This is a genomic window from Ideonella azotifigens (assembly GCF_021043325.1).
Taxonomy (GTDB): domain Bacteria; phylum Pseudomonadota; class Gammaproteobacteria; order Burkholderiales; family Burkholderiaceae_C; genus Ideonella; species Ideonella azotifigens.
The window spans coordinates 733,741-755,414 of record NZ_JAJNKD010000002.1 but is presented as its reverse complement, the minus strand read 5'-3'; the positions used below and the strand labels follow the sequence as shown (position 1 = coordinate 755,414).

Genomic DNA, 21,674 nt, shown 5'->3' with positions numbered 1-21,674 from the left:
CCCTTGGCCTTGAGCTTCGCAGCCGCCTCGATGAACCACTTCATCTCGGCCAGCTGCTGGTCCTTGTTCAGCGTCGAAGGCTGGAATTCGCCATCGATCCACTTCTTCGCCTCGGCCTCGCCTGCCCAGGCGCCATGGCTGCCCAGGGCGGCCAGCGCAGCGAGCGCCAGGGTCGAAATGCGCAACTTGCTCATCATCATTTGTCTCCTCTTGTAGAACGGGTCACTCACACACGAAACTCTTCAGCCGCGCCGCATGATCAGCGCCAGCGCGCCCATCGACAACACGAAGCTGATCCACACGCTGGGCTCGCTGCCGAGCTTCAGCACCTCTGCCAACCAGCCGGCGCTGCCCACGAACGCCAGGTTGATGTAGGCCGCCGTCAGCAGCCCGATGAACAGCCGGTCGCCGCGCGTGGTGGCAATCGGCAGGAAGCCCTTGCGCATCACCGTGGGCGACTTGATCTCCCACAGCGTCATGCCGACCAGCATCAGCGCGATGCAGCAGAAAAACACCGCAACGGGTGTCGTCCAAACCATCCAATCCAGCATCTCAAACTCTCCCCATCGCAAAACCTTTGGCGATGTAGTGGCGCACGAACCAGATCACGATCGCGCCCGGCACGATGGTCAACACACCTGCGGCGGCCAGCGTCGCCCAGTCCATGCCGCTGGCGCTCACGGTGCGCGTCATCGTCGCCACGATGGGCTTGGCATTGACGCTGGTCAGCGTGCGCGCCAGCAGCAGTTCCACCCACGAGAACATGAAGCAGAAGAAGGCGGCCACGCCCACCCCCGCCTTGATCAGCGGCAGGAAGATGGTCAGGAAAAAGCGCGGGAAGCTGTAGCCGTCGATGTAGGCGGTCTCGTCGATCTCGCGCGGAATGCCCGACATGAAACCTTCCAGGATCCACACCGCCAGCGGCACGTTGAACAGCAGGTGCGCCAGCGCCACGGCGATGTGCGTGTCCATCAGGCCCACGGTGGTGTAGAGCTGGAAGAAGGGCAGCAGGAACACCGCAGGCGGCGTCATCCGGTTGGTCAGCAGCCAGAAGAACACATGCTTGTCGCCCAAGAAGCTGTAGCGGCTGAAGGCGTAGGCGGCGGGCAGCGCCACCGTCAGCGAAATGGCGGTGTTCATCGCCACGTAAATCATGCTGTTCACGTAGCCCGAGTACCAGCTCTCGTCGGTCAGGATCAGCTTGTAGTTGTCCCAGGTGAAGTGCTGCGGCCACAGGCTGAAGCTGGCCAGGATCTCCTGGTTGGTCTTGAAGCTCATGTTGACCATCCAGTAGATGGGCAGCAGCGCAAACACCAGGTAGGCGATCAGCAGCAAGGTCCGCTTCTGGAAGCGTGATTCATTCATGGCCGGTCTCCTCTTGCGCCTGGCCCACGCGCTGCATCCAGTTGTAGAGCACGAAGCAGAACAGCAGGATGATCAGGAAATAGATCAGCGAGAACGCCGCCGCCGGGCCCAGGTCGAACTGGCCGACCGCCTTCTGCGTCAGGTACTGGCTGAGGAAGGTGGTGGCATTGCCGGGGCCGCCACCGGTGAGCACAAAGGGCTCGGTGTAGATCATGAAGCTGTCCATGAAACGCAGCAGCACCGCGATCATCAAGACGCCGCGCATCTTCGGCAGCTGGATGTAGCGGAAAACCGCGAGCTTGCTGGCGCCGTCGATGCGCGCGGCCTGGTAATACGCATCCGGGATGCTGCGCAGGCCGGCGAAGGCCAGCAGCGCGACCAGCGGCGTCCAGTGCCACACGTCCATCAGCAGGACAGTGAGCCAGGCGTGCGTGGCGTTGCCGGTGTAGTTGTAGTCGATGCCCAGTTGCGCCAGGCCGTAGCCCATCAGCCCGATGTCGGCGCGGCCGAAGATCTGCCAGATGGTGCCCACGACATTCCAAGGGATCAGCAGCGACAACGCGACGATGACCAGCGTGGCCGAAGACTTCCAGCCCTGCGCCGGCATCGCCAGCGCCAGGCCAATGCCCAGCGGCAGCTCCACCGCCAGCACAGCCAGCGAGAAGCGCAGCTGGTTCCACAGCGCGGCGTGCAGGTCCTCGTCCCGCATCACCGAGGCAAACCATTCGGTGCCGACGAACACCCGCCGCTCGGGCGAGATGATGTCCTGCACCGAGTAGTTCACCACCGTCATCAGCGGCAGGATGGCCGAGAAGGCCACGCAGATGAAGACCGGCAGGATCAGGAACCACGCCTTCTGGTTCACCGGTTTTGTGGTCGCGCTCATGCCACCAACTCCTCGTTTTGATAGAAGCAGGTATGTGCGCCCACCACTTGGATGCCCAGCGCGTTGCCGACCTCGGGCCGCACGGCGTCGGGTGACAGCCGCGCCTTCAGCGACTGGCCGGCCGCTTCAATCGTCACCAGCACATACGTCCCAATATCCTGTACCTGTTTGACCTTGGCGGGCAGCGTGCCCGGTGCACCCACCACGTCCAGCCCCAGGTACTCCGGCCGGATGCCAAGCTTCAGCGCGCCAGCCGGCAAGGGCCGCGGCGCTGCCAGCGACTGGCCGGCAATCTGCAGCTGGGTGCCTTGCGACTGCGCCGGCAGGAAGTTCATGCCCGGCGAGCCGATGAAGTGGCCCACGAAGGTGTGCGCCGGCCGCTCGAACAAGGCCTCGGGCGTGCCCAGCTGCACCACCATGCCGCGCGACATCACGACCACCTGGTCCGCAAAGGTCAGCGCCTCGACCTGGTCGTGCGTGACGTAGATCAGCGTGAGCTTGAGCTCATGGTGGATCTGCTTGAGCTTGCGGCGCAGCTGCCATTTCAGGTGCGGGTCGATCACGGTCAGCGGCTCATCGAACAGCACCGCCGACACGTCCGGCCGCACCAGGCCACGGCCCAGCGAGATCTTCTGCTTCTGGTCGGCGCTCAGGCCCGCGGCGCGCATGTTCAACTGGTGGCTCATCTCCAGCATCTCGGCAATCTGGCCGACGCGCTGCTGGATTTGCGCCGCCGGCACCTTGCGGTTCTTCAGCGGGAAGGCCAGGTTCTCGGCCACGGTCATCGTGTCGTAGATCACCGGGAACTGGAAGACCTGGGCGATGTTGCGCTGCTGCGGCGTGGCCCGTGTCATGTCCTGGCCGTCGAACTTCACCGTGCCCTGCGAAGGCACCAGCAGGCCGGACATGATGTTCAGCATCGTCGTCTTGCCGCAGCCCGAGGGGCCCAGCAGCGCATAGGCGCCGCCGTCGTCAAACGTCATCTTCAGCGGCAGCAGCGCATAGTCGCTGTCCTGCTTGGGGTTGGGCCGGTAGGCGTGCGCCAGGTCGAGTTCGATCTTGGCCATGTCAGATCCCCCGGGCCGCGGGGGCCCGCAGCAGCGCGCCATCGGCACCGAACCAGTAGAGCTGTGCCGGCGAGAGGTGCAGCGTCACGTTGGCACCCAGCTCGAAGTCGTGCACGCCGGTCAGCTGCGCGACGAGTTCGCCCACGGCGGTGTGCACGTGCACAAAGGTGTCCGAGCCGGACAGCTCGGCGAGTTCGACGCGGCCCGGCAACGCAAGGTCGCCGGGGCGTGTGGTGACGCGCACCGCGCTGGCACGCAAGCCCAGCGTGAAGCTGCTCGAAGTGCCGGTGGGCAAGGTCAGCGGCCAGACTTCCTTGCCACCCACGCGCACGCCACCTTCGGCCGGCACGGCTTCTAGCAAGTTCATCGGCGGGTCGGAGAAGGCCCTTGCCACGCGCAGCGAAGCGGGGCGGTGGAAGACCTCGGCGGTGGGGCCGTATTGCAGCAGTTCGCCGGCGTCCATCACCGCGGTGTAGCCGCCCAGCAGCAGCGCTTCGGCCGGCTCGGTGGTGGCATAGACCACGGTCGAATCGCCCGCGGCGAACAGCTGCGTCAGCTCTTCGCGCAGCTCTTCGCGCAGCTTGTAGTCCAGGTTCACCAGCGGCTCGTCCAGCAGCATCAGCGGGGCGTTTTTGGCCAGCGCGCGGGCCAGTGCCACGCGCTGCTGCTGGCCGCCGGAAAGCGCGGCGGGCAGGCGGTCCAGGAAGACCTCGATGTGCAGCTTGGCGGCCAGCTCGCGCACCCGGCGGTCGATCTCTGCCTTCGGCTTGCCGCTCAATTTCAGCGGCGAGGCGATGTTGTCGTAGACCGTCATCGAAGGGTAGTTGATGAACTGCTGGTAGACCATGGCCACGTCGCGCTCGCGCACCGGTTTGCCGGTCACGTCGGCGCCGTCCACCCGCACGCGGCCGGTGGTGGGCTTGTCCAGCCCGGCCATCAGCCGCATCAGCGTGGTCTTGCCGGCTTGCGTCGCGCCCAGCAGCACGGTGACCGCGCCGGGCTTGGGCGCGATGCTCATTTCGTAAAGCCAGGTCTGCGGGCCGACCCGCTGGCTGATCTTGTCCAGCGTCAGCTGCATGTGACCCCCGCGCTGCTGGCTTGCGGCTGTTCGTTCATGTACTTCGTCATCCAGTCCAGCACGCGTTGGCGTGCGTCTTCGTTCAGGTGCAGGCCGAGCTTGCTGCGGCGCCACAGCACGTCGTCGGCGCTGCGGGCCCATTCGTGCTCGGCCAGGTAGCGCAGCTCGGCCTCATGCAGGCCAGGCGCCACCTCGGCACCCAGCTCGGCCAGCGACTCGGCCTTGCCCAGCACCAGGCCGATGCGGCTGCCGTAGGCGCGCGCCAGCCGGCGCGTCAGCTCACGTGGCAACCACGGGTGGCGCTGGCCGATGGTCTGCACCAGGCGCTCGAAATCGGTGTCCGGCCGCTGCGGTGGGCCTATCCATTCGCGCAGGTCGCCGCCGGGCAAAAAGGCACCTTCGGTCCACGGCTTGCGGCGCTCGCCCAGCATGTCGCCGACCTCGTCCGCCGCCTCTTCGGCAAGCTTGCGGAAGGTGGTGATCTTGCCGCCCCAGACTGAAAGCAGCGGCGCCGCGCCGGTCTGCGTTTCCAGCAGGTAATCGCGCGTGACGGCAGACGGATCGCCCGCCGCATCGTCCAGCAGCGGCCGCACGCCGGAGTAGGTCCACACGACTTCCTCTGGCCGCACCGGCCGCGTGAAGTAGCGGCTGGCCTGCTCGCACAGGTAGGCGATCTCGTCGGGGGCGATCTTGGCCCCGCGTGGATCGCCGTGCAGTTCCTGGTCGGTGGTGCCGATCAGCGTGAAGTCGCGCTCGTAGGGGATGGCGAAGATGATGCGCTTGTCGGGGTTCTGGAAGATGTAGGCATGGTCGTGCTCGAAGCAGCGCGGCACGACGATGTGGCTGCCCTTGACCAGCCGCAGGTGCTTGGTGGCCAGCGCCTCGCCGGCGGCGGGCGTGGCGGTGTCGCGCAGGAAGCGTTCGGCCCACGGGCCGGCGGCATTGACCAGCGCGCGCGCCTGCACTTGGCGCTCGGTGCCGTCCGGCCCGCGCAGCGTGGCGAGCCAGCCATCGGCGCTGCGCTTCGCTGCAACGACGCGGGTGCGGGTGAGGACCTGCGCGCCGCGGGCCTGCGCGTCTAGCGCGTTCAGCACCACCAGGCGCGCATCGTCCACCCAGCCGTCGGAATAGATGAAGCCACGCGTGAAGCCGGGCTGCAGCGGTGCGCCGGTCGGGTGCTGGCGCAGGTCCACGCCGCGCGAGCCGGGCAGCACTTCGCGCTTGGCCAGGTGGTCGTACAGGAACAGACCCAGGCGGATCATCCACACCGGGCGCAGGAAGTTGGCCTTGGGGTCGTGCGGCATCACGAAGCGCAGCGGCCACATGATGTGCGGCGCGCTTTTCAGCAACACCTCGCGCTCCTGCAGCGCCTTCCTCACCAGCGCGAATTCGCGGTATTCGAGGTAGCGCAGCCCGCCGTGGATCAGCTTGGTCGAGGCCGACGAAGTGTGCGCGGCCAGGTCGTCCTGCTCGGCCAGCAGCACCCGCCAGCCGCGGCCAGCCAGATCGCGTGCAATGCCGCAGCCATTGATGCCGCCGCCAACGACCAGCACGTCGCAGCTCTGCGAAGTGCTGGCGCTGTGGCCTGGCGATGCGGGCGGGGCAATGGGCAAGCTTTGTCTCCTCGGTTCGTTTTGTTCGTCCTTTTTCGTTTTAACCGAATTCGATGTTCGTTTGCAAGAGAGGTTTCGTTGGTTTGTTTTCGTTTGGGTTCGATTACGCTGCGCCCCGAACGCCTGCTTCAGGCTCCACGCCGCCGCCGACAATCTTCCGCATGACGCCCAACCCCCGCCAATCCGAGCTGCTGTCCGAGGTGAAGGCGCGCGGCAGCGTGTCGGTCGAGGCGCTGGCCGAGCGCTTTGGCGTGACGCTGCAGACCGTGCGGCGGGACGTGAAGCTGCTGGCCGAGGCCGGGCTGCTGGCGCGCTTCCATGGCGGCGTGCGCCTGCCTGGCTCCACCACCGAGAACATCGCCTACCGCCAGCGCGAGGCCCTGCATGCGGACGGCAAGCAGCGCATTGCCCGCGCCATCGCGGCCCAGGTGCCCAACGGCTGCTCGCTGCTGATCAACCTCGGCACCACGACCGAGGCCGTGGCCCGTGCGCTGCTCAAGCACCAGGGCTTGCGCGTCATCACCAACAACTTGAACGTGGCCAGCATCCTGGCCGACAACCCTGACTGTGAGGTCATCGTCGCGGGCGGGCTGGTGCGACACCGCGACCGCGGCATCGTCGGCGAAGCCACGCTGGACTTCATCCGCCAGTTCCGCGTGGACATCGGGCTGATCGGCATCTCGGGCATCGAGCCGGATGGCTCGCTGCGCGACTTCGACTACCGCGAGGTCAAGGTCTCGCGGGTCATCATGGAGCAGTCGCGCGAGGTCTGGATGGCGGCCGACCACAGCAAGTTCAACCGCCCGGCCATGGTCGAACTGGCGCGCTTCGCCCAGCTCGACCGGCTGTTCACCGACGCCGAGCCGCCCGCGCCCTTCCCCGCGCTGCTGGCCGAGGCCGGCGTGCAATGCGAAGTGGCGCCGGGTTAAGGTTGGCGTGCAATGCGAAGTGACGACCGACTCAAGCCGTCGTCAAAGGAGACAAGAAAAAATGAGTTTCATCCTCGCCCTGGATCAAGGTACCTCAAGTTCGCGCAGCATCGTCTTCGACGACAGCGGCCGCATCGTCGCGCAGGCGCAGCGCGAGTTCACGCAGCACTTCCCGCAGCCCGGCTGGGTCGAGCACGACCCGCTGGAGCTCTGGCAGAGCCAGCTGGCCACAGCGCGCGAGGCGCTGGCCAAGGCGCGGCTGCAGTCGGCCGACATGAAGGCCATCGGCATCACCAACCAGCGCGAGACCACGCTGGTCTGGAACCGCCGCACCGGCCAGCCCGTCTACAACGCCATCGTCTGGCAGGACCGCCGCGCCGAGCCGCTGTGCGCCGAGCTGCGCGAGCAGGGCCACGCGCAGGCCGTGCAGGCGGCGACAGGGCTGATCATCGACGCGTACTTCTCCGGCACCAAGATCCGCTGGATCCTGGACAACGTGGCCGGCGCACGCGCCGCCGCCGAGCGCGGCGAGCTGGCTTTCGGCACCGTGGACAGCTGGCTGCTGTGGCAGCTCACCGGTGGCCGCGTGCATGCGACCGATGTGAGCAATGCCGCCCGCACCATGCTGTTCAACGTGCGCGAGAACCGCTGGGACGAAAGCCTGCTTGACCTGCTGAAGATCCCCGCCAGCCTGCTGCCCGAAGTCCACCCCAGCAGCCACCTGTTCGGCGAGACGGACGCGGCGCTGCTCGGCGCCTCGCTGCCGGTCGGTGGCATGGCCGGTGACCAGCAAAGTGCCCTCTTTGGCCAGGCCTGCTTCAAGGCCGGCATGGCCAAGAACACCTACGGCACCGGCTGCTTCATGCTGATGCACACCGGCGCGCGTTTCCAGGTCAGCGGCAACGGCTTGATCACCACCTCGGCCGCGCAAGCGCGTGTCGACGCTTCAGCGGCGTGGGTGCCCGAGTTCGCGCTCGAAGGCAGCGTGTTCATCGGTGGCGCGGTGGTGCAATGGCTGCGCGACGGCCTCCAGGCCATCTCAGCCAGCTCCGAGGTGCAAGGCCTCGCCGAAAGCGTGCCGGACGCCGGCGGCGTGATGTTCGTGCCCGCCTTCACCGGCCTGGGCGCGCCCTACTGGAACGCCGAAGCCCGCGGCGCCATCGTCGGCCTCACGCGCGGCAGCACGGTGGCCCACATCGCCCGCGCCGCGCTGGAGAGCATTGCCTTCCAGAGTGCGGCGCTGCTGCAAGCCATGAGCAGGGACGCGGTTGCTGCGGGCGGCCACCCGGTGACCGAACTGCGCGTGGACGGCGGCGCTTGCGTCAACGACCTCTTGATGCAGTTCCAAGCCGACCTGCTGGGCATCCCGGTGCTGCGCCCGCAGGTCATCGAAACGACCGCGCTGGGTGCTGCCTACCTCGCCGGCCTGTCCTGCGGCGTCTGGCGCACGCTGGACGAGTTGTCTTCGCAGTGGAAAGCCGAACGCGTCTTCCACCCCACCTTGCCGCGCGAACGGGCGGAGGAGTTGATGACGCGCTGGGAACGGGCGGTGCGGCAGGCAGTGGCCGCCTGAGCCGCCCAGTACGCCTCGGGTGCTGTTGCGCCCGAGGTGTTCCTCAGTCGGCCGCCGCCGACTCCGGCGGCTTTTGGCCACCGTTGCGGTACACCAGCACCTGGCCCTGGTAGGACAGGGTGCCGGAGTAGATCGAAGAACTCAGCACCAGGTCCATCACACCGTCCCGGTTGAAGTCGGCCACGGCCACGCCCAGGCCCAGCCCGTCGCGGCTGCCGTCGGCGCCGGAGATCTTGTAGGCCGGCGTCTTGGGGAAGCCCTTCTTGCCGCCATAGAACACGGCGACCTTGCCCGGGAAGGCGGCGCTGGGGTCGTTGGGCAGGCCGTAGAACGAGCTGCCCACCACCAGGTCCTGCCGGCCGTCGCCGTTCAGGTCCTTGCCGCCGACGATGTTGGCGCCGAAGTAGGGGAAGTTCTGGGCGTACAACTCCTGCGTGCGCCCCTGGGTCGACCAACCGTTGGCCGAGCCGTAGAACACCGTGACCGAGCCCAGGTGAGTCTCGTCCTTGTAGCGCTTGGGGGCGCCCACGGCCAGATCCGGGTAACCGTCACCGTCCGTATCGCCCAGGAAGGCCACCGTGTCGCCGAAATAGTCGTAGTTGTCGGCGCCGTCGGAGTACACGGTTTGCGCAGCGGTGCTGGCATAGCCCTGCTTGCTGCCGTTGTAGACCCTCACCATGCCGGGCACGCCTGCTGTCTGCACGGGTGACTGGCCATCTATGATGTCCAGGATGCCGTCGCCGTTGGCATCACCAACGGTCACCGCGCGGCCGAAATACAGCTGCGGGGCCTGGCCGTCAATGACGGAGACGGGCGCGGTGGACAGACCGGTGGCGCTGCCCTTGTAGACGTAGATCCTGCCCAGGCCGTCGTTCTTGCCAATGGCAGAGACCATCAGGTCGGCATAGCCGTCACCGTTGAAGTCGCCCAGGCTGCGGATGACAAAGCCGAAGAAGTCGTTGGTGGACTCGCCCTCGATGATTTGCGAGGGCTGGGCCGGCAAGCCCTTGGCCGAGCCGAGGAACACCATCACCGCGCCGGTGTATTGCTTCGCGCCGGAGTAGCTGTCCGCGCCGACCACCAGGTCAGGGTAGCCGTCGCCGTTCACGTCCGCCACCACCGGGCTGAAGCCCACCTGGGCCCAGGCCATGTCGATGCTGTAGTGGAAACCAGCCGTCGTGGACAGGCCCTTCTTGGTGCCGTAGAACACGTCCACAGCGCCCTTGTAGTCCGTGCCACCGGGGCTTCCCACGATCAGGTCCAGGTAGCCGTCGCCGTTGAGGTCGGCCTCGGCGTTCAGTGCCACGCCGAACTGCTCGTTGGCCTCGGTGCCCTGGGCGACCCAGTTCGGCTTCTTGGCTGCGATGGCCGCGCCTGCCAGGCCCAGCGCCAGTGCGGCCCCCACCGCCAGATGCCGCCCCCGGGCGACGCGATTTGCTGCTTGCTTCATTGCCATTCCTTCTTGTTCATGTGACCGTTGTGAGTCAGGCCCATTAGAAGAGGATTCATGGCGGCGGTGCTTGTCGAAGTTCTGACATGACGGAACTTCGCCAAGCGGCGGGCCGGTGTGCGCAGCAACTGCCGGTACGGACGCTCGGCCGCCACGCTCAAGCCCAGCGTTTGCATGTTGACGGGCCCGGCGCTTGCGCAGGGCCCGGTGGTGCCTCCTCCCAGGTCAGCAGTCCAGCATTTGCCGGGGTGCCGACCGCGGCGGCTTGGGCTGGCTCGCGGGTTCGTCGGAGCGCGCAGCGTCATCTTTGGGGGCGTAGAAGTGATAGCGCCGCTTTCCGGCTTGCTTGGCCTGGTACATGGCCTGGTCGGCGCGGCGCAGCAGCGGCTCGCGTTCGCTGGCTTGTTCAGGAAAGGTGCAGACGCCGAGGCTGGCCGAGACATGGTCCACGCCGCCGGCCAGCGCATAGGGCTGCGAGAGCACGTCGACCAGCAGGCCGGCGACGACTTCCAGCTGCGCGCGGCTGCCGGTCTGCTCCAGAATCACCGCAAACTCGTCACCGCCCAGGCGGCAGATCACGTCGCTGCCGCGCAGCGTCTGCTGCAGCCGCTCGCCGACCATGCGCAGCAGCGCGTCGCCCTGGTCATGGCCAAGCGTGTCGTTGACGCGCTTGAAACCGTCCAGGTCGATGTAGATCAGCGCGCTGCCGCTGTCCTGTGTCCCGGCGCGGGCCAGGGCCTGGCTGATGCGCTCCATGAAGTAGTGGCGGTTGTGCAGCCCGGTCACGTTGTCGAAGTAGGCCAGGTCGTTGAGCCTGGCCTCGGCCTGGCGGCGCTGGCCGAGCTCGTGGTGCAGGCGCACGTCGCGCTGCTGCAGCTGCTCCATCATGCGGTTGAAGGCGCTGGACAGGGCCACCACTTCGGCGGCGCCGGCCGCACTGGCGCGGCGCTCGAAGTCCTCATGGCGCCAGACGTGCAATGCCGCGTCCACCAGCTCGGCCAACGGGTCTGCGATGCGCGCCGCCACGCGGCGCCACAGCAGCACCGACAGGCCGAAGGCCAGCAGCGCCACCAGCATGCTGAAGCCCACACTGCGCGCCAGGGCCAGGTACATCGGCCGCAGCTCGGCTTCCAGCGCCAGCGTGCCGACCCGCTCGCCGTGGCGCTGCACCGGCAGGTAGAACGCCACGCCGCACCAGCGCGTGAGCCAGCCCTGGCCGTCGGGCTGCAGCGTGTGGCAGGTGTCGGGGCGCTGCTCGGGCGTGTCGCGGTTGTAGGCGCCCAGGGTCAGGCCGTCGGGCGTGAAGAGCCGGGCCTGCAGCACGTCGGGCGAAGCACGCAGCGAGGCCAGGATGTCGTTGGCCTCGCGGTCGCTGGCGAACATCACGGCGGCTTCGCTGTTGGTGGCGATGATGCCGGCCACCGTGCGCAGGCTGTCCTTCAATTCGTGGTGGCGGTTGTTGAGCTCGTGCAGCGTCATCACCAGCGTGAAGCCGGCCAGCAGTGCGCCGGTCAGCCACAGGCCGAAGGTGGCGATCAGCCGGCGGATGGGGGGATGCGCGGCGTCCGGCGCAGGTGGCAGCGGGGCGGCGGCCGGGTCCATGGGCGCCGCATCCTGCGGGGCGACGGGGCTGCGGCGCGGGCGCAGGTTTTTCACTTGGCGCCCGCCACGTAGTTGGCCATCTTCAGCATGCGGGCGTTGAAGCTGATGCGGACCTTCCTGGCCATCGCCAGGTTCACTTCGAAGCCCAGCTTCAGGTCGCGCTTCTGGATCTCGATCATCAGGCCCTGGTCGGCCAGGCCGTCGCCGTCGGTGATGGTGAGGATGGGCGCGCTGTCCAGCCTGGCCAGCAGCTCAGGCGCCAGCTTGCGTTGGCTGTCGTCGAGGTAGAGGGCGTGGCAGGGCGCCAGCGGGTCCTGCAGGCTCACGTGCACGACCTTGATGTGCACGTCATTGAGCACGCGCTTGCCTTCCAGCCTGGCCAGCGGCTCGTCCATCGGCGTGCGGCCCAGCACGCACAGGCGAAAGGGCTCGTCCGGCGGCACCGGCCACTGGGCGAACTGGATGAAGTTGTAGAGGTAGGCCGCCTTCATCGCGCGCTCGTCGACCTGGGCGTATGCGGCGGTGCTGGCGAACAGCAGCACCGCCAGGCCATGGCGCAGCAGGGTTCGCATCAGAAATGCCCCCGCAGTTCGATCCAGCCATAGCGCACCTTGCGGCCCATTTCGGCTGGAGTGCCCATGTACGGGTCCAGCCCGTGCTCGGGCGTGTTGCCGGCATTGCGCAGGCCGATGGTCAGGTCCAGCGGGCCGATCAGCTTGAGCGCCTGCAGCGTCAGGTCAACGCGGGTGCTGGACGGCACCGGCACCAGGTCCTTGGGCGTGTAGCCGTCCCACGTGGGCAGGTAGCTGCTGGTGCGGCGCACGGCAGCGCTCAGGCGCCAGCGCTCGCCATCCAGCGGCACGGACAGCTGCAGCTTGCTGATGTGATGCGGCGAATAGGCCAGTTCGTTGCCGAGGTTGTTGTGGCTGCGCTGGAAGGCCTGGCTGGCACGCAGGCGCAGGCCCTGCCATTGCCACTCGGCCTCCAGCTCCAGGCCGTGACCGCGCAGCGCCGTGATGTCCTGGTCGGGCCAGATCATTTCGCTGACGCGGTAGTCGTACACCGTGGCCAGCCAGCGCAGCGTGTCGTGCCGGTACTCGGTGGCCAGTTCGCGGTGCAGCACGTGCTCGCCATGGTCCTGCGGCGACAGGCCGAAGGACTCCTCCGCGGCCGAGGCAAAACGCGTGGCGCGGCCCAGTGAGCCCTTGAACTGCCAATCCGGCAGCGGCGTCCAGACCATCGCGGCGCGTGGGCTGTAGGTCCAGTCGACGTTGGTGCGGCGGTCGGCGCGCAGGCCCAGCGTGGCAACGAGCTGCTCGCTCAGACGCAGCTCGTCTTCCACCGAAAGTCCCAGGCTGCGCCGGTGCATGGCCAGGTTCTCGTCCGGGTAGCCGGAGTCGACCTGGTCGTAGTGCAGTTTCGGGTCCTCGCGCAGGCGCAGGCCCAGCACCACCCGCTGGCGCTGCCAGCCCTCGTAGCTGGCCTGGGTGTCCAGGCTCCACCAGGCGCCTTCGGCACGGATGCTGCCGTGGTAGCCCTGCAGGTCCACGTCGTAGTTGTAGCGCTGACCACCCAGCTGCGCCCGCACGGAGCTGCGCCAGCCGGCCAGCGCGCCGTCGTCGAAGCTGTGGTCATGGCCCAGCGAGACCACATGGCCGCCGTCCTGCTGGCTGGTGGTGGCCGGCACGCTGGGGTATTGCGAGCGCACGGTACGGGCCGAGCTCAGCAGCTGCAGGCTGAACGCCTGCCACTGGCCCTTGAGCAGCAGCTGCCAGGCTTCGGCATCGCTGTCCTCGTAGGGGATCTTGCCCAGGTCGGAGCTGGGCGTGCCATCGTTGGCATGCAGCGTCAGCGAGGCCAGCCATTCGGCGCCGTTGTCGGCCCGCTGGCCCCAGCTCAGGCGCAGCTTGCCGTCGCCATTGCGGCCGCCCGACACGGCCGCTTCCAGCCCGTTCAGGTCGCGGCCGCGGCGGGTCACGATGTTGATCACGCCCAGGAAGGCGTTGTTGCCGTACATGGCGGAGCCGGCGCCAGGCGCGTATTCGATGCGGTCGATCATCGCCACGTCGATCAGCGCGTCATGGCCGAGGAAGATCTGGTCGAACAGGTTGTCGCTGGCCGGTACGCCGTCGACCAGCATCAGCACCCGGCCGGCGTAGGCGCCCGGGCCGCCGAAACCGCGGGCCCCGAGGTAGAGGTAGCTGGTGTCGGCGCTCACCTGCAGGCCGCGCATCTGGTCCAGCACCTCGCCCAGCGTGCGCAGGCCCAGCGCCTGGATGTCCTGCGCCGTCAGCAGCGAGACGGCGGAGGCCGCGTCGGTCACCTGGCGGGCGAAGCGCGCGGCGCTCAGCACCTCGGTGTTCATCAGTTGCTCCAGCGGCAGCTCGGTCAGGTCATCGGCGCGGGCTGCGCCCAGCAGCGCCAGGCTCAGCAGACCTGCGCCCCAGGCGCACCGACAGGATTTTCGAAACAACATGGACAGCACGCAGGCAGGCAAGGGCCAATCCCCGGGTTCGGGCAACCAAGCGGGGCACAGCTTCATTTCGTCCCGCGGCGGCACTTCTTGAGCCGGGCACCGCGGCGGGCCGGCCTGCGCTGGGACAATCCCTCAGGTTCCTGCCAAATTCACGCTTTGGGACGCCGAGGCACGCTTTGCCTCGCCTGTCTTGCTTGTTTGCCTGCCCCATGCACCACACCCTCGACTCCCTGCGCAGCGGCGCGCTGGCCGGCCAGCGCCGGATCAACCTGCGCGGCGGGCTGGCCGAGTTTCCGCGCGAGCTGTTCGACCTGGCCGACACGCTGGAGGTGCTGGACCTCAGCGACAACCAGCTCAGCGACCTGCCACCCGACCTGCACCGCCTGCACCGGCTGCAGGTGCTGTTCGCCTCGGGCAACCGCTTCACCCGCGTGCCCGAAGCCGTGGGCCGCTGCGAGGGCCTGCTGCAGGTCGGCTTCAAGGCCAACCGCATTGCCGAGCTGCCGGCGCAAGCGCTGCCGCCGCGGCTGCGCTGGCTCACGCTGACCGACAACGCACTCGCCGAGTTGCCCGACGAGCTCGGCCGCCGCCCGCTGCAGAAGCTGATGCTGGCCGGCAACCGGCTGAGCCGCCTGCCAGACAGCTTTGCCGGCCACGCGACACTGGAGCTGCTGCGCCTGGCCGCCAACCCGCTGCAGGCGCTGCCCGGCTGGCTGACCGAGCTGCCACGCCTGAGCTGGCTGGCGCTGGCCGGCCACCAGCTGGGTTGGCAACAGGCTGCGCCAGCACCGCTGCCGGTGGCCGAATGGGCCGAGCTCGCGGTCGGCGAACTGCTGGGCGAAGGCGCTTCGGGCCTGATCCACCGTGCCCGCTGGTCGCCTGCCCAGGGCCAGCCGGTCGACGTGGCGCTGAAGCTGTTCAAGGGCGAAGTCACCAGCGACGGCCTGCCCGAACACGAGATGGCAGCCACGCTGGCGGCCGGCGACCATGCGAACCTGGTCGGCGTGCTGGCGCGGCTGCAAGGCCACCCGCTGGGCACGCTGGGCCTGCTGATGCCGCTGCTCGCAGCGGGTCACCAGGTGCTGGCCGGCCCGCCCAGCCTGGCCAGCTGCACGCGGGATGTGTACCCGCCCAGCCTGAAATTGACGGCAGATGACGCGCACGCGCTGGCGCTGGGCGTGGCCCGGGCGGTCGGCCAGCTGCATGCGCGCGGCCTGCTGCACGGCGACCTGTATGCGCACAACCTGCACTGGCTGCCGGGCCAGGGCAGCAGCGTGCGCCTGGGCGACTTCGGCGCCGCAACCCGCCTGCCGGCAGGCGACGCACCGCTGGCCGTCGCGCTGCAGTCGCTCGAAGTGCGGGCCTTCGGCGTGTTGCTGGACGAGCTGCTGGCGCTCACTTCGGCGCTGCCCACCAGCTCGCCGCTGCCCGCGCTGCGCGATGCCTGCCTGGCGCTGTCGCCCCGAGAACGGCCGACGATGCTGCAGGCCATCCGGGTGATGGCGGGCGACCGCGCGGTCGGCTAGGCTTGGCGCTGATGCCCGCCTTGTTCGCCACCGCCCGGTTCGTTCGCCGCCGCTGTCTTGCGCTGGCGCTGGTCCTCGGCATGGCGGGGCTGGCCGGCTGTTCGGCCACCCGGCCGGTCTACAACCAGCCGCTGCCGGCCAAGGCCGCGGCCGAGACTGCCGAAGGCGGCTACCGACTCAGCAACGTGCCGGCCAGCGGGCGCAACAGCAACGAGCTGCTGGTGGTCGCATCCTTTTCCGGTGGCGGCGCCCGCGCGGCCACGCTGGCCTACGCGGTGCTGGACGCGATGCGCCAGGTGCCCATCGACCTCGGCGACGGCCGCGGCCCGCGCAGCCTGTTCGACGAGCTGGACGTCATCAGCGCCGTCTCCGGCGGCAGCTGGCCGGCCGCCTACCTGGCCCAGCATGGCGACGCGATGTTCCCGGCCTTCGAGCAGCAGGTGCTGCGGCGCGACCTGCAGGGCGACTTCGTGCACGAACTGCTGGCCCCCGCGCAATGGGGCTGGCTGTTCTCGCCCACCTATGGCCGCGGCGACCTGTTCGCCGAGTTCATGGACCGCGAGGTCTTCCACGGCGCCACCTATGCCGACGTGCTGGCCCGCGGGCAGCGACCCTGGGTCACGCTGAATGCGACCGACATGTCGCTGGGCGCACGCTTCGAATTCAAGCAGGAGCAGTTCGACCTGATGTGCTCGGACCTGGGCAGCGTGAAGCTGGCCACCGCGGTCGCCGCGTCGTCGGCAGTGCCGATCGCGCTGTCGCCCATCACGCTGCGCAACTACGCCGGCCACTGCCCGCAGCCGCCGCAGCTGGACCTCTACGGCCTGTTCGGCGAACGCCGCCGCGCCCAGTACTACCAGCAGGCCACCAGCTACCAGGACGGCAAGGCCAGGCCCTACATCCACCTGCTGGACGGCGGCCTGGCCGACAACCTCGCGATCCGCGCCATGCTGGAAGCCACGATGGCTGCCGGCGGGCTGCGCGCCGTGATGGCGCAGGCCGGCATCCTCGGCGTGCGCTGGCTGGTCTGCATCGTCGTCAATGCCGAAGGCCACGCCGGCCTGGAGGCCGATCAGTCCGAGCTCGTGCCCTCGGTGCTGCGCGTCACCCAGGCCGTGGCCGACATCCCGCTGGGCCGCCATTCCAACGACTCGCTGGAACTGCTGCGCGAAGCCGTCGCCCGCTGGCCCCAGGAAGCCGCCGGCCCGAACGCCGACCCGAACGCGCCGCCACCGCTGAAGACCTACCTGATCGAAGTCAGCCTCGAAGCCCTGGAAGCCGCCAGCGGCGAATCCGTCGGCAGCTCACCACTGGCCGGCCTGTCCAACTCGCTGAGCCTGCGCACCCTGCCCACCGCGCTGAGCCTGCCACCCGCCGCGGTGGATCAGGTGCTGGAGGCAGGTCACACGCTGTTCCGGCAGTCGCCTGAATTGCAGCGCCTGCTGAAGGACATCGGCAGCGAGGCCCGGCGGTAGCGGGTCAGGCGCAGCGCCCCCAAACCTCAGAGGCAGGCCCAGAGCAGCAGCGACTGATGCTGGGCGTGGGCCGAGGCGGCGAACGCCGAGAGTTCCCGCAGGTAAACGGTCACGTCCTGCGTGTCCCAGCGATCCAGCTGCGCTTGCTCCGTCCGGGCCCAGGCCAGGGCCACCGTGTCGACCTGCTCGTCGCTGAGATGGGCCAGGTCGTCCACCAGGGTTTCCGGGACCAGCGCGATCCAGGGGCCGTCTTCGCCACCATCCACGAGGCGCTGGAAGGATTCGGCAAACGCCGCCACGGCCTGCGCGTCCATCGGCTTGCCCTGCAGGATGAACGCCAGCGTGGCGAGCTTGAGGCTGTCCAGGCTGTGGCTTTCCAGCGTGGGCCAGACGTTGGCGTGGCCCTGGGTGTTCAGGATGGCTTCGGCTTCCTGGGGTTTGGCGGCGATGAGGTCGGTGAGCATGGAAAGGCAGCGGATGGGAAGGACCGGATTTTGAGGTGCTTTCGGGGCGCCGGGGTTTCGGTACATTCCTGCCGATGCCACCGCGCCCATCCAGCGCGGCCCTGTTCCTTCACGCTTTGGAGATCCCGATGCTCAGGCGACCCCTTCTGGCTCTGCTGGCCACCCTTGCCACCACCGCGGCACTGGCCGCGACGCTGCCCTACAACGAAACCGCGGATGCCAAGGCCGAGCTGCGCGACGCGCTGGCGCAGGCGGGGCAGTCCAAGCTGCCGGTGCTGGTGATCTTTGGCGCCAACTGGTGCGAAGACTGCCGGGCGCTGGACGCGGCGCTGAAGAGCGGCAAGAACGCCGAGCTGATGGCCAAGTCCTTCAAAGTGGTGAAGGTGGACGTGGGCAACTTCAACCGCAACCTGGACCTGGCCAACAGCTACGGCAACCCGATCAAGAAGGGCATCCCGGCCGCTGTGGTGCTGTCGCCGGACAACCAGCTGATCTACGCCACCCGCGGCGGCGAACTGGCCGATGCGCGTCACATGAGCGAAACCGGCATCTACGACTTCTTCTCGGCCCACGCCAAACACCAGTGAACGCCTCCCGGGCCGGGCTGCGCTTCCTTTGATGTCCGATGCCGACCTGCTCGCCGCCTTGCTGGACGCCGCCTGGCGCGGCGGTTTGATCGCGCTGCTGGCCGTGCTGGCTGGCCGCTTGTGGCGAGCCCGCCGCGGCAGTGCGCTGGCCACCACCGGCGGCTGGCTCGCGGCCGGGCTGGTGGTGCAGCTCGTCAGCTCCGCGCCCAGCTTCGAGGCCCGGGTGCCGCTGCTGTCGCAGGTGCCCTGCATTGCGGTGGCCACGGCCAACAGCGTGCTGTTCTGGGCCTTTGCGCAGGCGCTGTTCGACGACGACGCGCGGCTCGGGCCGCGGCACCTGCTGGCCTGGCTGGCCGTCGTGCTGCTCGCGGCGCTGAACTGCAGCTGGCTGGCCCGGCCGGGTGCCAGCGCCGCAGAGCAGGTGGCCCATGTCGTCCTGCGCCTGATGCCGCTGGGTTTTGCACTGGCTGCGCTGCAGGCCACGCTGGCGCACTGGCGGGGCGACCTGGTCGAACCGCGCCGGCGCCTGCGCCTGCTGGTGGTGGCCGGCGGCGTGCTGTACACCGCCGCCCAGCTGGCGCTGCGGCTGGCTGGCGACGACGGACGGCTCTCGACTGCCGCGGCGCTGGTCGACCTCGCGGGCCTGGCGCTGCTGATCGGCCTGATGCTGCGCGGCGGTGCTGGCCTGGCCGCAGCGCTCCCGGTGGTGGCCGAAGCACCCGCGGCGGCGCCGGTTGACGCGCCGCTGGCCGCCGAGCCTTCCCCGCAAACCGACGCAGCCGACCTGCAACTGGCCGAGCGGCTGCAACAACTGATGCGCGACGAAGGCCTGACCATCGCGGCGCTGGCCGCACGCCTGGCGGTGCCCGAATACCGGTTGCGCCGCGCCATCCACGGCCAACTCGGCCACAGGCACTTCACGGCCTTCGTCAACAGCTGGCGGCTGCGGGCGGCCAGCCAGGCGCTGGCCGACCCGGCCTGCCGCGAGCAGTCGGTGCTGCACATCGCGATGGCCGCGGGTTTCCAGTCCATCGGCCCGTTCAATCGGGCCTTCAAGGCGGCACAAGGCCTCACGCCCAGCGAATTCCGCCGCCAGCGACTGGCCGAAACCTGAAATCGCAGCTTCCGGCCAGCCGAAAGCTGCCGCCGGATGGGCATTCCAACTCGCGGCGAGACGCCCGCAACCGAACACCGCATCGTGCAAGCCCTGGTGGCCTGGGGGCCGCCGAAAAGGGTTCACGATGCACATTGACCTTGCGAAGAAGAAGTCCGGCTGGCACAAGGCCGCCGGTGCCCTGGTGTTCGGCCTGCTGGCCGCCTGCGGGGCCCACGCGGCCGTCGGCATGACCGAGTTGCCGCCGCGAGGAGAAGACGGGCCGGTCACGCTCTACTACCCGAGTGCCGCGCCGGAGCGGCCGGTCCAGCTGGGCGCGTTCACGCTGGCGCTGGCGCCGGACGCGCCGCCGCAGCCCGGCAACGGCCGGCTGGTGGTGATCTCGCACGGCTCCGGCGGCTCGCCGGTGGTGCATTCGGACCTGGCGCGAGCGCTGGTGCAGGCCGGCTTCGTGGTGGCCCTGCCCGAACATCGCGGCGACCACTTCGGCGACACCCGTGACGCCGGGCCCGAAAGCTGGAAGCGGCGGCCGCAGGAGGTGTCCCGCGCGATCGACGCCGTGGCGGCCGATGCACGCTTCGGCCCGTTGCTGCAGGTCGACCGGGTCGGCGTCTACGGCATGTCCGCCGGCGGCCACACCGCGCTCACGCTGGCCGGCGGCCACTGGTCACCGGCCGAGTTCCAGCGCCAGTGCGCCGCCCACCTGGACCAGGACTTCCAGTCCTGCGTCGGCCTGATCACCTCGCTGCACGGCAACTGGCTGGACGGCCTGAAGCGCTGGGTGGCCCAGGCCGTGCTGCGCCGGTACTTCGGCAGCGACACCGCCTGGTACGGCCACACCGATCCGCGCATCGCCGCCATCGTCGCAGGCGTGCCGGCTGCGGCCGATTTCGACATGGCCACGCTGGCGCACCCGGTGGTGCCGCTGGCGCTGGTCACCGCGCCGGGCGACCAATGGCTGCATCCGCGCTTCCACAGCGACCGCGTGCTGCAGGCCTGTGCCGGTGCCTGCGTGCACCTGGCCAACCCGCCCGGCGCCGGCCACGGCTCGCTGCTCTCGCCATTGCCGCCTGGGCTCACCGGCCTGGAAGGCTCGCTGCTGAACGACCCGCCGGGCTTCGACCGCGGGCAGATGCGCGCGGTCGACCAGCAGATCGTCGGCTGGTTCCAGCAATGGTTGCTGAAATGACAGCGGACAAGCGTGGGTTCAGCTGCGCGGCGCCATGTACTGCGCCAGGAAGGGCAGCAGCTGGGCCTCGTAGGCCTTGGGCGCGTGGACATAGAGGTCCACATGCGCTGCGCCTTCGACCGGCCAGAAGCGCTTCGGTTCGGGCGCGGCGTCGAAGATGCGGCGGCTCTCGGCCAGCGTGGTGTGCAGGTCCTGCGTGCCCGCGGCGATCAACACCGGCGAGTGCAGCGAACGAATGGCCTCGACCGGGCGCAGCTCGTCGGCGCTGATGCCCAGCCGCAGCGGCAACTGCCACAGCAGCATCGGCGCCAACGCCTGGGCCGAGGTGGCGCCGAGCTGGCGCGCCAGCCGGTCGGTCACCGCATCGGCAATCGTCGGGTACATGGACTCCAGCACCACCGCGTCGGGCGCGGGCTCGGCATGGGCCAGCACCAGCGAGGCCGCGCCCAATGACACACCGATCACGCCCACCGGCTCGCCCGGCCGCGCGCGCCGCAACCAGGCCAGCGCGGCTTTCACGCCTTCGGCCTCGCGCAGGCCAAACGAGATGCGCTCACCGCTGCTCTCGCCATGCGCCGGCAGGTCGATCAGCAGCGTCGAATAGCCTTCGCGGCGCAACAGCCGCGCCCGCTCCATCATCTGCCGCCGGTCCGAACGCACGCCGTGCAGCAGCAGCACCGTGCCGTGTCCGGTCTGCCCCTGCACCGCCCAGCCCACCACCTGCCCGCCACCGGCCAGCGGCAAGGTCACAGCCGCGCCTGCAGGTCCGGTGGTGCCTCGCCGATCAGTCGCGAAGCGGGACGGCTCAAGGCCTCGCCGGCGCCCAGGCAGGTCAATGTCACCAGCACCACGCTGGTCGCCAGGCTGAGGATCAGGCGGCGCAGTTTCATCGGTGCTGGTCCACCAGCACCGGATTGCCGTCCGGGTCGATGGCGACAAAGCTGGCCGGGCCGACGGTGGTTTCGTCGGCCTCGGTGGCCAGCGTGATGCCTTGGGCCTTCAGCTGGCGCTGCAGTTCGCGCACATCGGTGAACTCGGCCAGCGGCTTGGCGTGCTGGTCCCAGCCGGGGTTGAAAGTCAGCATGTTCTTCTCGAACATGCCCTGGAACAGGCCGACGAGGTGCTCGCCGTTCTTCAGGATCAGCCAGCCCTGGCCGGCGTTGCCGCCGAACTCGCGAAAGCCCAGGGCTTCGTAAAAGGCCCGCGAGGCCACCAGGTCCTTGACGGCCAGGCTGATCGAAAACGCACCGAGCTGCATCGCAACACTCCTTCGCCACCGA

22 protein-coding genes and 1 pseudogene are annotated in these 21,674 nt (G+C 68.9%); 7 read left to right on the top strand and 16 right to left on the bottom strand.

Translation table 11 applies throughout. The features are described from left to right. The 7 genes and pseudogenes from LRH25_RS08095 to glpD all read right to left on the bottom strand — a co-directional run. Positions 1–194: pseudogene (locus LRH25_RS08095) on the bottom strand (carbohydrate ABC transporter substrate-binding protein); the annotation flags it as partial. 48 nt (positions 195–242) lie between these two features. Next, positions 243–551 carry a DUF2160 domain-containing protein gene (locus tag LRH25_RS08090; RefSeq protein ID WP_141289541.1) on the bottom strand — a complete coding sequence of 103 codons (309 nt, stop codon included), beginning with the start codon at positions 549–551 and terminating at the stop codon, positions 243–245. Position 552: 1 nt separating this feature from the next. After that, the gene (locus LRH25_RS08085; protein ID WP_141289542.1) at positions 553–1,365 is read right to left on the bottom strand and encodes a carbohydrate ABC transporter permease; all 813 of its coding nucleotides are present in this window, start codon (positions 1,363–1,365) and stop codon (positions 553–555) included. Continuing rightward, complete coding sequence (locus tag LRH25_RS08080) at positions 1,358–2,251, bottom strand: carbohydrate ABC transporter permease (RefSeq protein WP_141289543.1); 894 nt, start codon at positions 2,249–2,251, stop codon at positions 1,358–1,360. Before LRH25_RS08080 ends, LRH25_RS08085 begins: the two co-directional genes overlap by 8 nt. Then, positions 2,248–3,318 carry an ABC transporter ATP-binding protein gene (locus LRH25_RS08075; protein ID WP_141289544.1) on the bottom strand — a complete coding sequence of 357 codons (1,071 nt, stop codon included), beginning with the start codon at positions 3,316–3,318 and terminating at the stop codon, positions 2,248–2,250. Before LRH25_RS08075 ends, LRH25_RS08080 begins: the two co-directional genes overlap by 4 nt. Position 3,319: 1 nt before the next feature. After that, positions 3,320–4,396, bottom strand: coding sequence for an ABC transporter ATP-binding protein (locus LRH25_RS08070; RefSeq protein ID WP_141289545.1), 1,077 nt, complete (start codon positions 4,394–4,396; stop codon positions 3,320–3,322). Next, positions 4,387–6,003 carry a glycerol-3-phosphate dehydrogenase gene (gene glpD / locus LRH25_RS08065; protein WP_231010778.1) on the bottom strand — a complete coding sequence of 539 codons (1,617 nt, stop codon included), beginning with the start codon at positions 6,001–6,003 and terminating at the stop codon, positions 4,387–4,389. The genes LRH25_RS08070 and glpD overlap by 10 nt, the downstream gene beginning before the upstream one ends. 167 nt (positions 6,004–6,170) lie before the next feature. Between glpD and LRH25_RS08060 the strand changes: the two genes are divergently transcribed. Beyond that, the gene (locus LRH25_RS08060; RefSeq protein ID WP_141289388.1) at positions 6,171–6,938 is read left to right on the top strand and encodes a DeoR/GlpR family DNA-binding transcription regulator; all 768 of its coding nucleotides are present in this window, start codon (positions 6,171–6,173) and stop codon (positions 6,936–6,938) included. A gap of 61 nt (positions 6,939–6,999) precedes the next feature. Further along, on the top strand, positions 7,000–8,511 hold the full coding sequence (glpK, locus tag LRH25_RS08055) for a glycerol kinase GlpK (protein ID WP_141289387.1): 1,512 nt from the start codon (positions 7,000–7,002) through the stop codon (positions 8,509–8,511). 43 nt (positions 8,512–8,554) lie between these two features. Here the strand turns inward: glpK and LRH25_RS08050 are convergent, their stop codons facing one another. Genes LRH25_RS08050 through LRH25_RS08030 form a run of 5 tightly spaced genes read right to left on the bottom strand, consistent with a single transcriptional unit; the run spans position 8,555 to position 14,039 of the window. Next, positions 8,555–9,961 carry an FG-GAP-like repeat-containing protein gene (locus LRH25_RS08050; RefSeq protein ID WP_170200972.1) on the bottom strand — a complete coding sequence of 469 codons (1,407 nt, stop codon included), beginning with the start codon at positions 9,959–9,961 and terminating at the stop codon, positions 8,555–8,557. Then, the gene (locus tag LRH25_RS08045; protein WP_141289385.1) at positions 9,958–10,137 is read right to left on the bottom strand and encodes a hypothetical protein; all 180 of its coding nucleotides are present in this window, start codon (positions 10,135–10,137) and stop codon (positions 9,958–9,960) included. The genes LRH25_RS08050 and LRH25_RS08045 overlap by 4 nt, the downstream gene beginning before the upstream one ends. 49 nt (positions 10,138–10,186) lie before the next feature. Continuing rightward, complete coding sequence (locus LRH25_RS08040; protein ID WP_231010703.1) at positions 10,187–11,617, bottom strand: sensor domain-containing diguanylate cyclase; 1,431 nt, start codon at positions 11,615–11,617, stop codon at positions 10,187–10,189. Next, positions 11,614–12,135, bottom strand: coding sequence for a YfiR family protein (locus tag LRH25_RS08035; protein WP_141290442.1), 522 nt, complete (start codon positions 12,133–12,135; stop codon positions 11,614–11,616). Before LRH25_RS08035 ends, LRH25_RS08040 begins: the two co-directional genes overlap by 4 nt. After that, the gene (locus LRH25_RS08030; RefSeq protein ID WP_170201079.1) at positions 12,135–14,039 is read right to left on the bottom strand and encodes a TonB-dependent receptor plug domain-containing protein; all 1,905 of its coding nucleotides are present in this window, start codon (positions 14,037–14,039) and stop codon (positions 12,135–12,137) included. The genes LRH25_RS08035 and LRH25_RS08030 overlap by 1 nt, the downstream gene beginning before the upstream one ends. Positions 14,040–14,248: 209 nt before the next feature. Here LRH25_RS08030 and LRH25_RS08025 point away from each other — a divergent pair, with 209 nt between their 5' ends. Further along, positions 14,249–15,565 carry a leucine-rich repeat-containing protein kinase family protein gene (locus LRH25_RS08025; protein ID WP_231010694.1) on the top strand — a complete coding sequence of 439 codons (1,317 nt, stop codon included), beginning with the start codon at positions 14,249–14,251 and terminating at the stop codon, positions 15,563–15,565. Between the two features lie 11 nt (positions 15,566–15,576). Then, entirely contained in the window at positions 15,577–17,040 is a 1,464-nt protein-coding gene (locus LRH25_RS08020; RefSeq protein WP_231010692.1) for a patatin-like phospholipase family protein, read from the top strand. Positions 17,041–17,066: 26 nt separating this feature from the next. Here LRH25_RS08020 and LRH25_RS08015 read toward each other — a convergent pair whose 3' ends face one another. Further along, on the bottom strand, positions 17,067–17,504 hold the full coding sequence (locus tag LRH25_RS08015) for a hypothetical protein (RefSeq protein ID WP_141291230.1): 438 nt from the start codon (positions 17,502–17,504) through the stop codon (positions 17,067–17,069). A gap of 128 nt (positions 17,505–17,632) precedes the next feature. Between LRH25_RS08015 and LRH25_RS08010 the strand changes: the two genes are divergently transcribed. From LRH25_RS08010 to LRH25_RS08000, 3 genes are all read left to right on the top strand, one after another. Next, the gene (locus LRH25_RS08010; RefSeq protein ID WP_141291232.1) at positions 17,633–18,091 is read left to right on the top strand and encodes a thioredoxin family protein; all 459 of its coding nucleotides are present in this window, start codon (positions 17,633–17,635) and stop codon (positions 18,089–18,091) included. A 31-nt stretch (positions 18,092–18,122) separates the two neighbouring features. Then, positions 18,123–19,205, top strand: a complete 1,083-nt coding sequence (locus tag LRH25_RS08005) for a helix-turn-helix domain-containing protein (protein ID WP_231010683.1) — start codon at positions 18,123–18,125, stop codon at positions 19,203–19,205. 127 nt (positions 19,206–19,332) lie between these two features. Beyond that, complete coding sequence (locus LRH25_RS08000; RefSeq protein ID WP_231010661.1) at positions 19,333–20,394, top strand: alpha/beta hydrolase family protein; 1,062 nt, start codon at positions 19,333–19,335, stop codon at positions 20,392–20,394. An 18-nt stretch (positions 20,395–20,412) separates the two neighbouring features. Here the strand turns inward: LRH25_RS08000 and LRH25_RS07995 are convergent, their stop codons facing one another. The 3 genes from LRH25_RS07995 to LRH25_RS07985 are packed head-to-tail and all read right to left on the bottom strand — an operon-like array spanning position 20,413 to position 21,652. Continuing rightward, positions 20,413–21,144, bottom strand: a complete 732-nt coding sequence (locus tag LRH25_RS07995) for an alpha/beta hydrolase (RefSeq protein WP_231010652.1) — start codon at positions 21,142–21,144, stop codon at positions 20,413–20,415. Beyond that, positions 21,141–21,284 carry a hypothetical protein gene (locus LRH25_RS07990; RefSeq protein ID WP_170201210.1) on the bottom strand — a complete coding sequence of 48 codons (144 nt, stop codon included), beginning with the start codon at positions 21,282–21,284 and terminating at the stop codon, positions 21,141–21,143. Before LRH25_RS07990 ends, LRH25_RS07995 begins: the two co-directional genes overlap by 4 nt. After that, a complete protein-coding gene (locus tag LRH25_RS07985) occupies positions 21,281–21,652 on the bottom strand; it encodes a VOC family protein (protein WP_141292074.1) in 372 nt (123 codons plus the stop codon). The genes LRH25_RS07990 and LRH25_RS07985 overlap by 4 nt, the downstream gene beginning before the upstream one ends. Positions 21,653–21,674: the final 22 nt, after the last annotated feature.

Bases quoted from the DNA above. Each gene is read 5' to 3' on its own strand.
- LRH25_RS08090 (WP_141289541.1), bottom strand. From the start codon at position 551: ATGCTGGATTGGATGGTTTGGACGACACCCGTTGCGGTGTTTTTCTGC.
- LRH25_RS08085 (WP_141289542.1), bottom strand. From the start codon at position 1,365: ATGAATGAATCACGCTTCCAGAAGCGGACCTTGCTGCTGATCGCCTAC.
- LRH25_RS08080 (WP_141289543.1), bottom strand. From the start codon at position 2,251: ATGAGCGCGACCACAAAACCGGTGAACCAGAAGGCGTGGTTCCTGATC.
- LRH25_RS08075 (WP_141289544.1), bottom strand. From the start codon at position 3,318: ATGGCCAAGATCGAACTCGACCTGGCGCACGCCTACCGGCCCAACCCC.
- LRH25_RS08070 (WP_141289545.1), bottom strand. From the start codon at position 4,396: ATGCAGCTGACGCTGGACAAGATCAGCCAGCGGGTCGGCCCGCAGACC.
- LRH25_RS08060 (WP_141289388.1), top strand. From the start codon at position 6,171: ATGACGCCCAACCCCCGCCAATCCGAGCTGCTGTCCGAGGTGAAGGCG.
- glpK (WP_141289387.1), top strand. From the start codon at position 7,000: ATGAGTTTCATCCTCGCCCTGGATCAAGGTACCTCAAGTTCGCGCAGC.
- LRH25_RS08050 (WP_170200972.1), bottom strand. From the start codon at position 9,961: ATGAAGCAAGCAGCAAATCGCGTCGCCCGGGGGCGGCATCTGGCGGTG.
- LRH25_RS08045 (WP_141289385.1), bottom strand. From the start codon at position 10,137: ATGCAAACGCTGGGCTTGAGCGTGGCGGCCGAGCGTCCGTACCGGCAG.
- LRH25_RS08035 (WP_141290442.1), bottom strand. From the start codon at position 12,135: ATGCGAACCCTGCTGCGCCATGGCCTGGCGGTGCTGCTGTTCGCCAGC.
- LRH25_RS08030 (WP_170201079.1), bottom strand. From the start codon at position 14,039: ATGTTGTTTCGAAAATCCTGTCGGTGCGCCTGGGGCGCAGGTCTGCTG.
- LRH25_RS08025 (WP_231010694.1), top strand. From the start codon at position 14,249: ATGCACCACACCCTCGACTCCCTGCGCAGCGGCGCGCTGGCCGGCCAG.
- LRH25_RS08020 (WP_231010692.1), top strand. From the start codon at position 15,577: ATGCCCGCCTTGTTCGCCACCGCCCGGTTCGTTCGCCGCCGCTGTCTT.
- LRH25_RS08015 (WP_141291230.1), bottom strand. From the start codon at position 17,504: ATGCTCACCGACCTCATCGCCGCCAAACCCCAGGAAGCCGAAGCCATC.
- LRH25_RS08010 (WP_141291232.1), top strand. From the start codon at position 17,633: ATGCTCAGGCGACCCCTTCTGGCTCTGCTGGCCACCCTTGCCACCACC.
- LRH25_RS08005 (WP_231010683.1), top strand. From the start codon at position 18,123: ATGTCCGATGCCGACCTGCTCGCCGCCTTGCTGGACGCCGCCTGGCGC.
- LRH25_RS08000 (WP_231010661.1), top strand. From the start codon at position 19,333: ATGCACATTGACCTTGCGAAGAAGAAGTCCGGCTGGCACAAGGCCGCC.
- LRH25_RS07990 (WP_170201210.1), bottom strand. From the start codon at position 21,284: ATGAAACTGCGCCGCCTGATCCTCAGCCTGGCGACCAGCGTGGTGCTG.
- LRH25_RS07985 (WP_141292074.1), bottom strand. From the start codon at position 21,652: ATGCAGCTCGGTGCGTTTTCGATCAGCCTGGCCGTCAAGGACCTGGTG.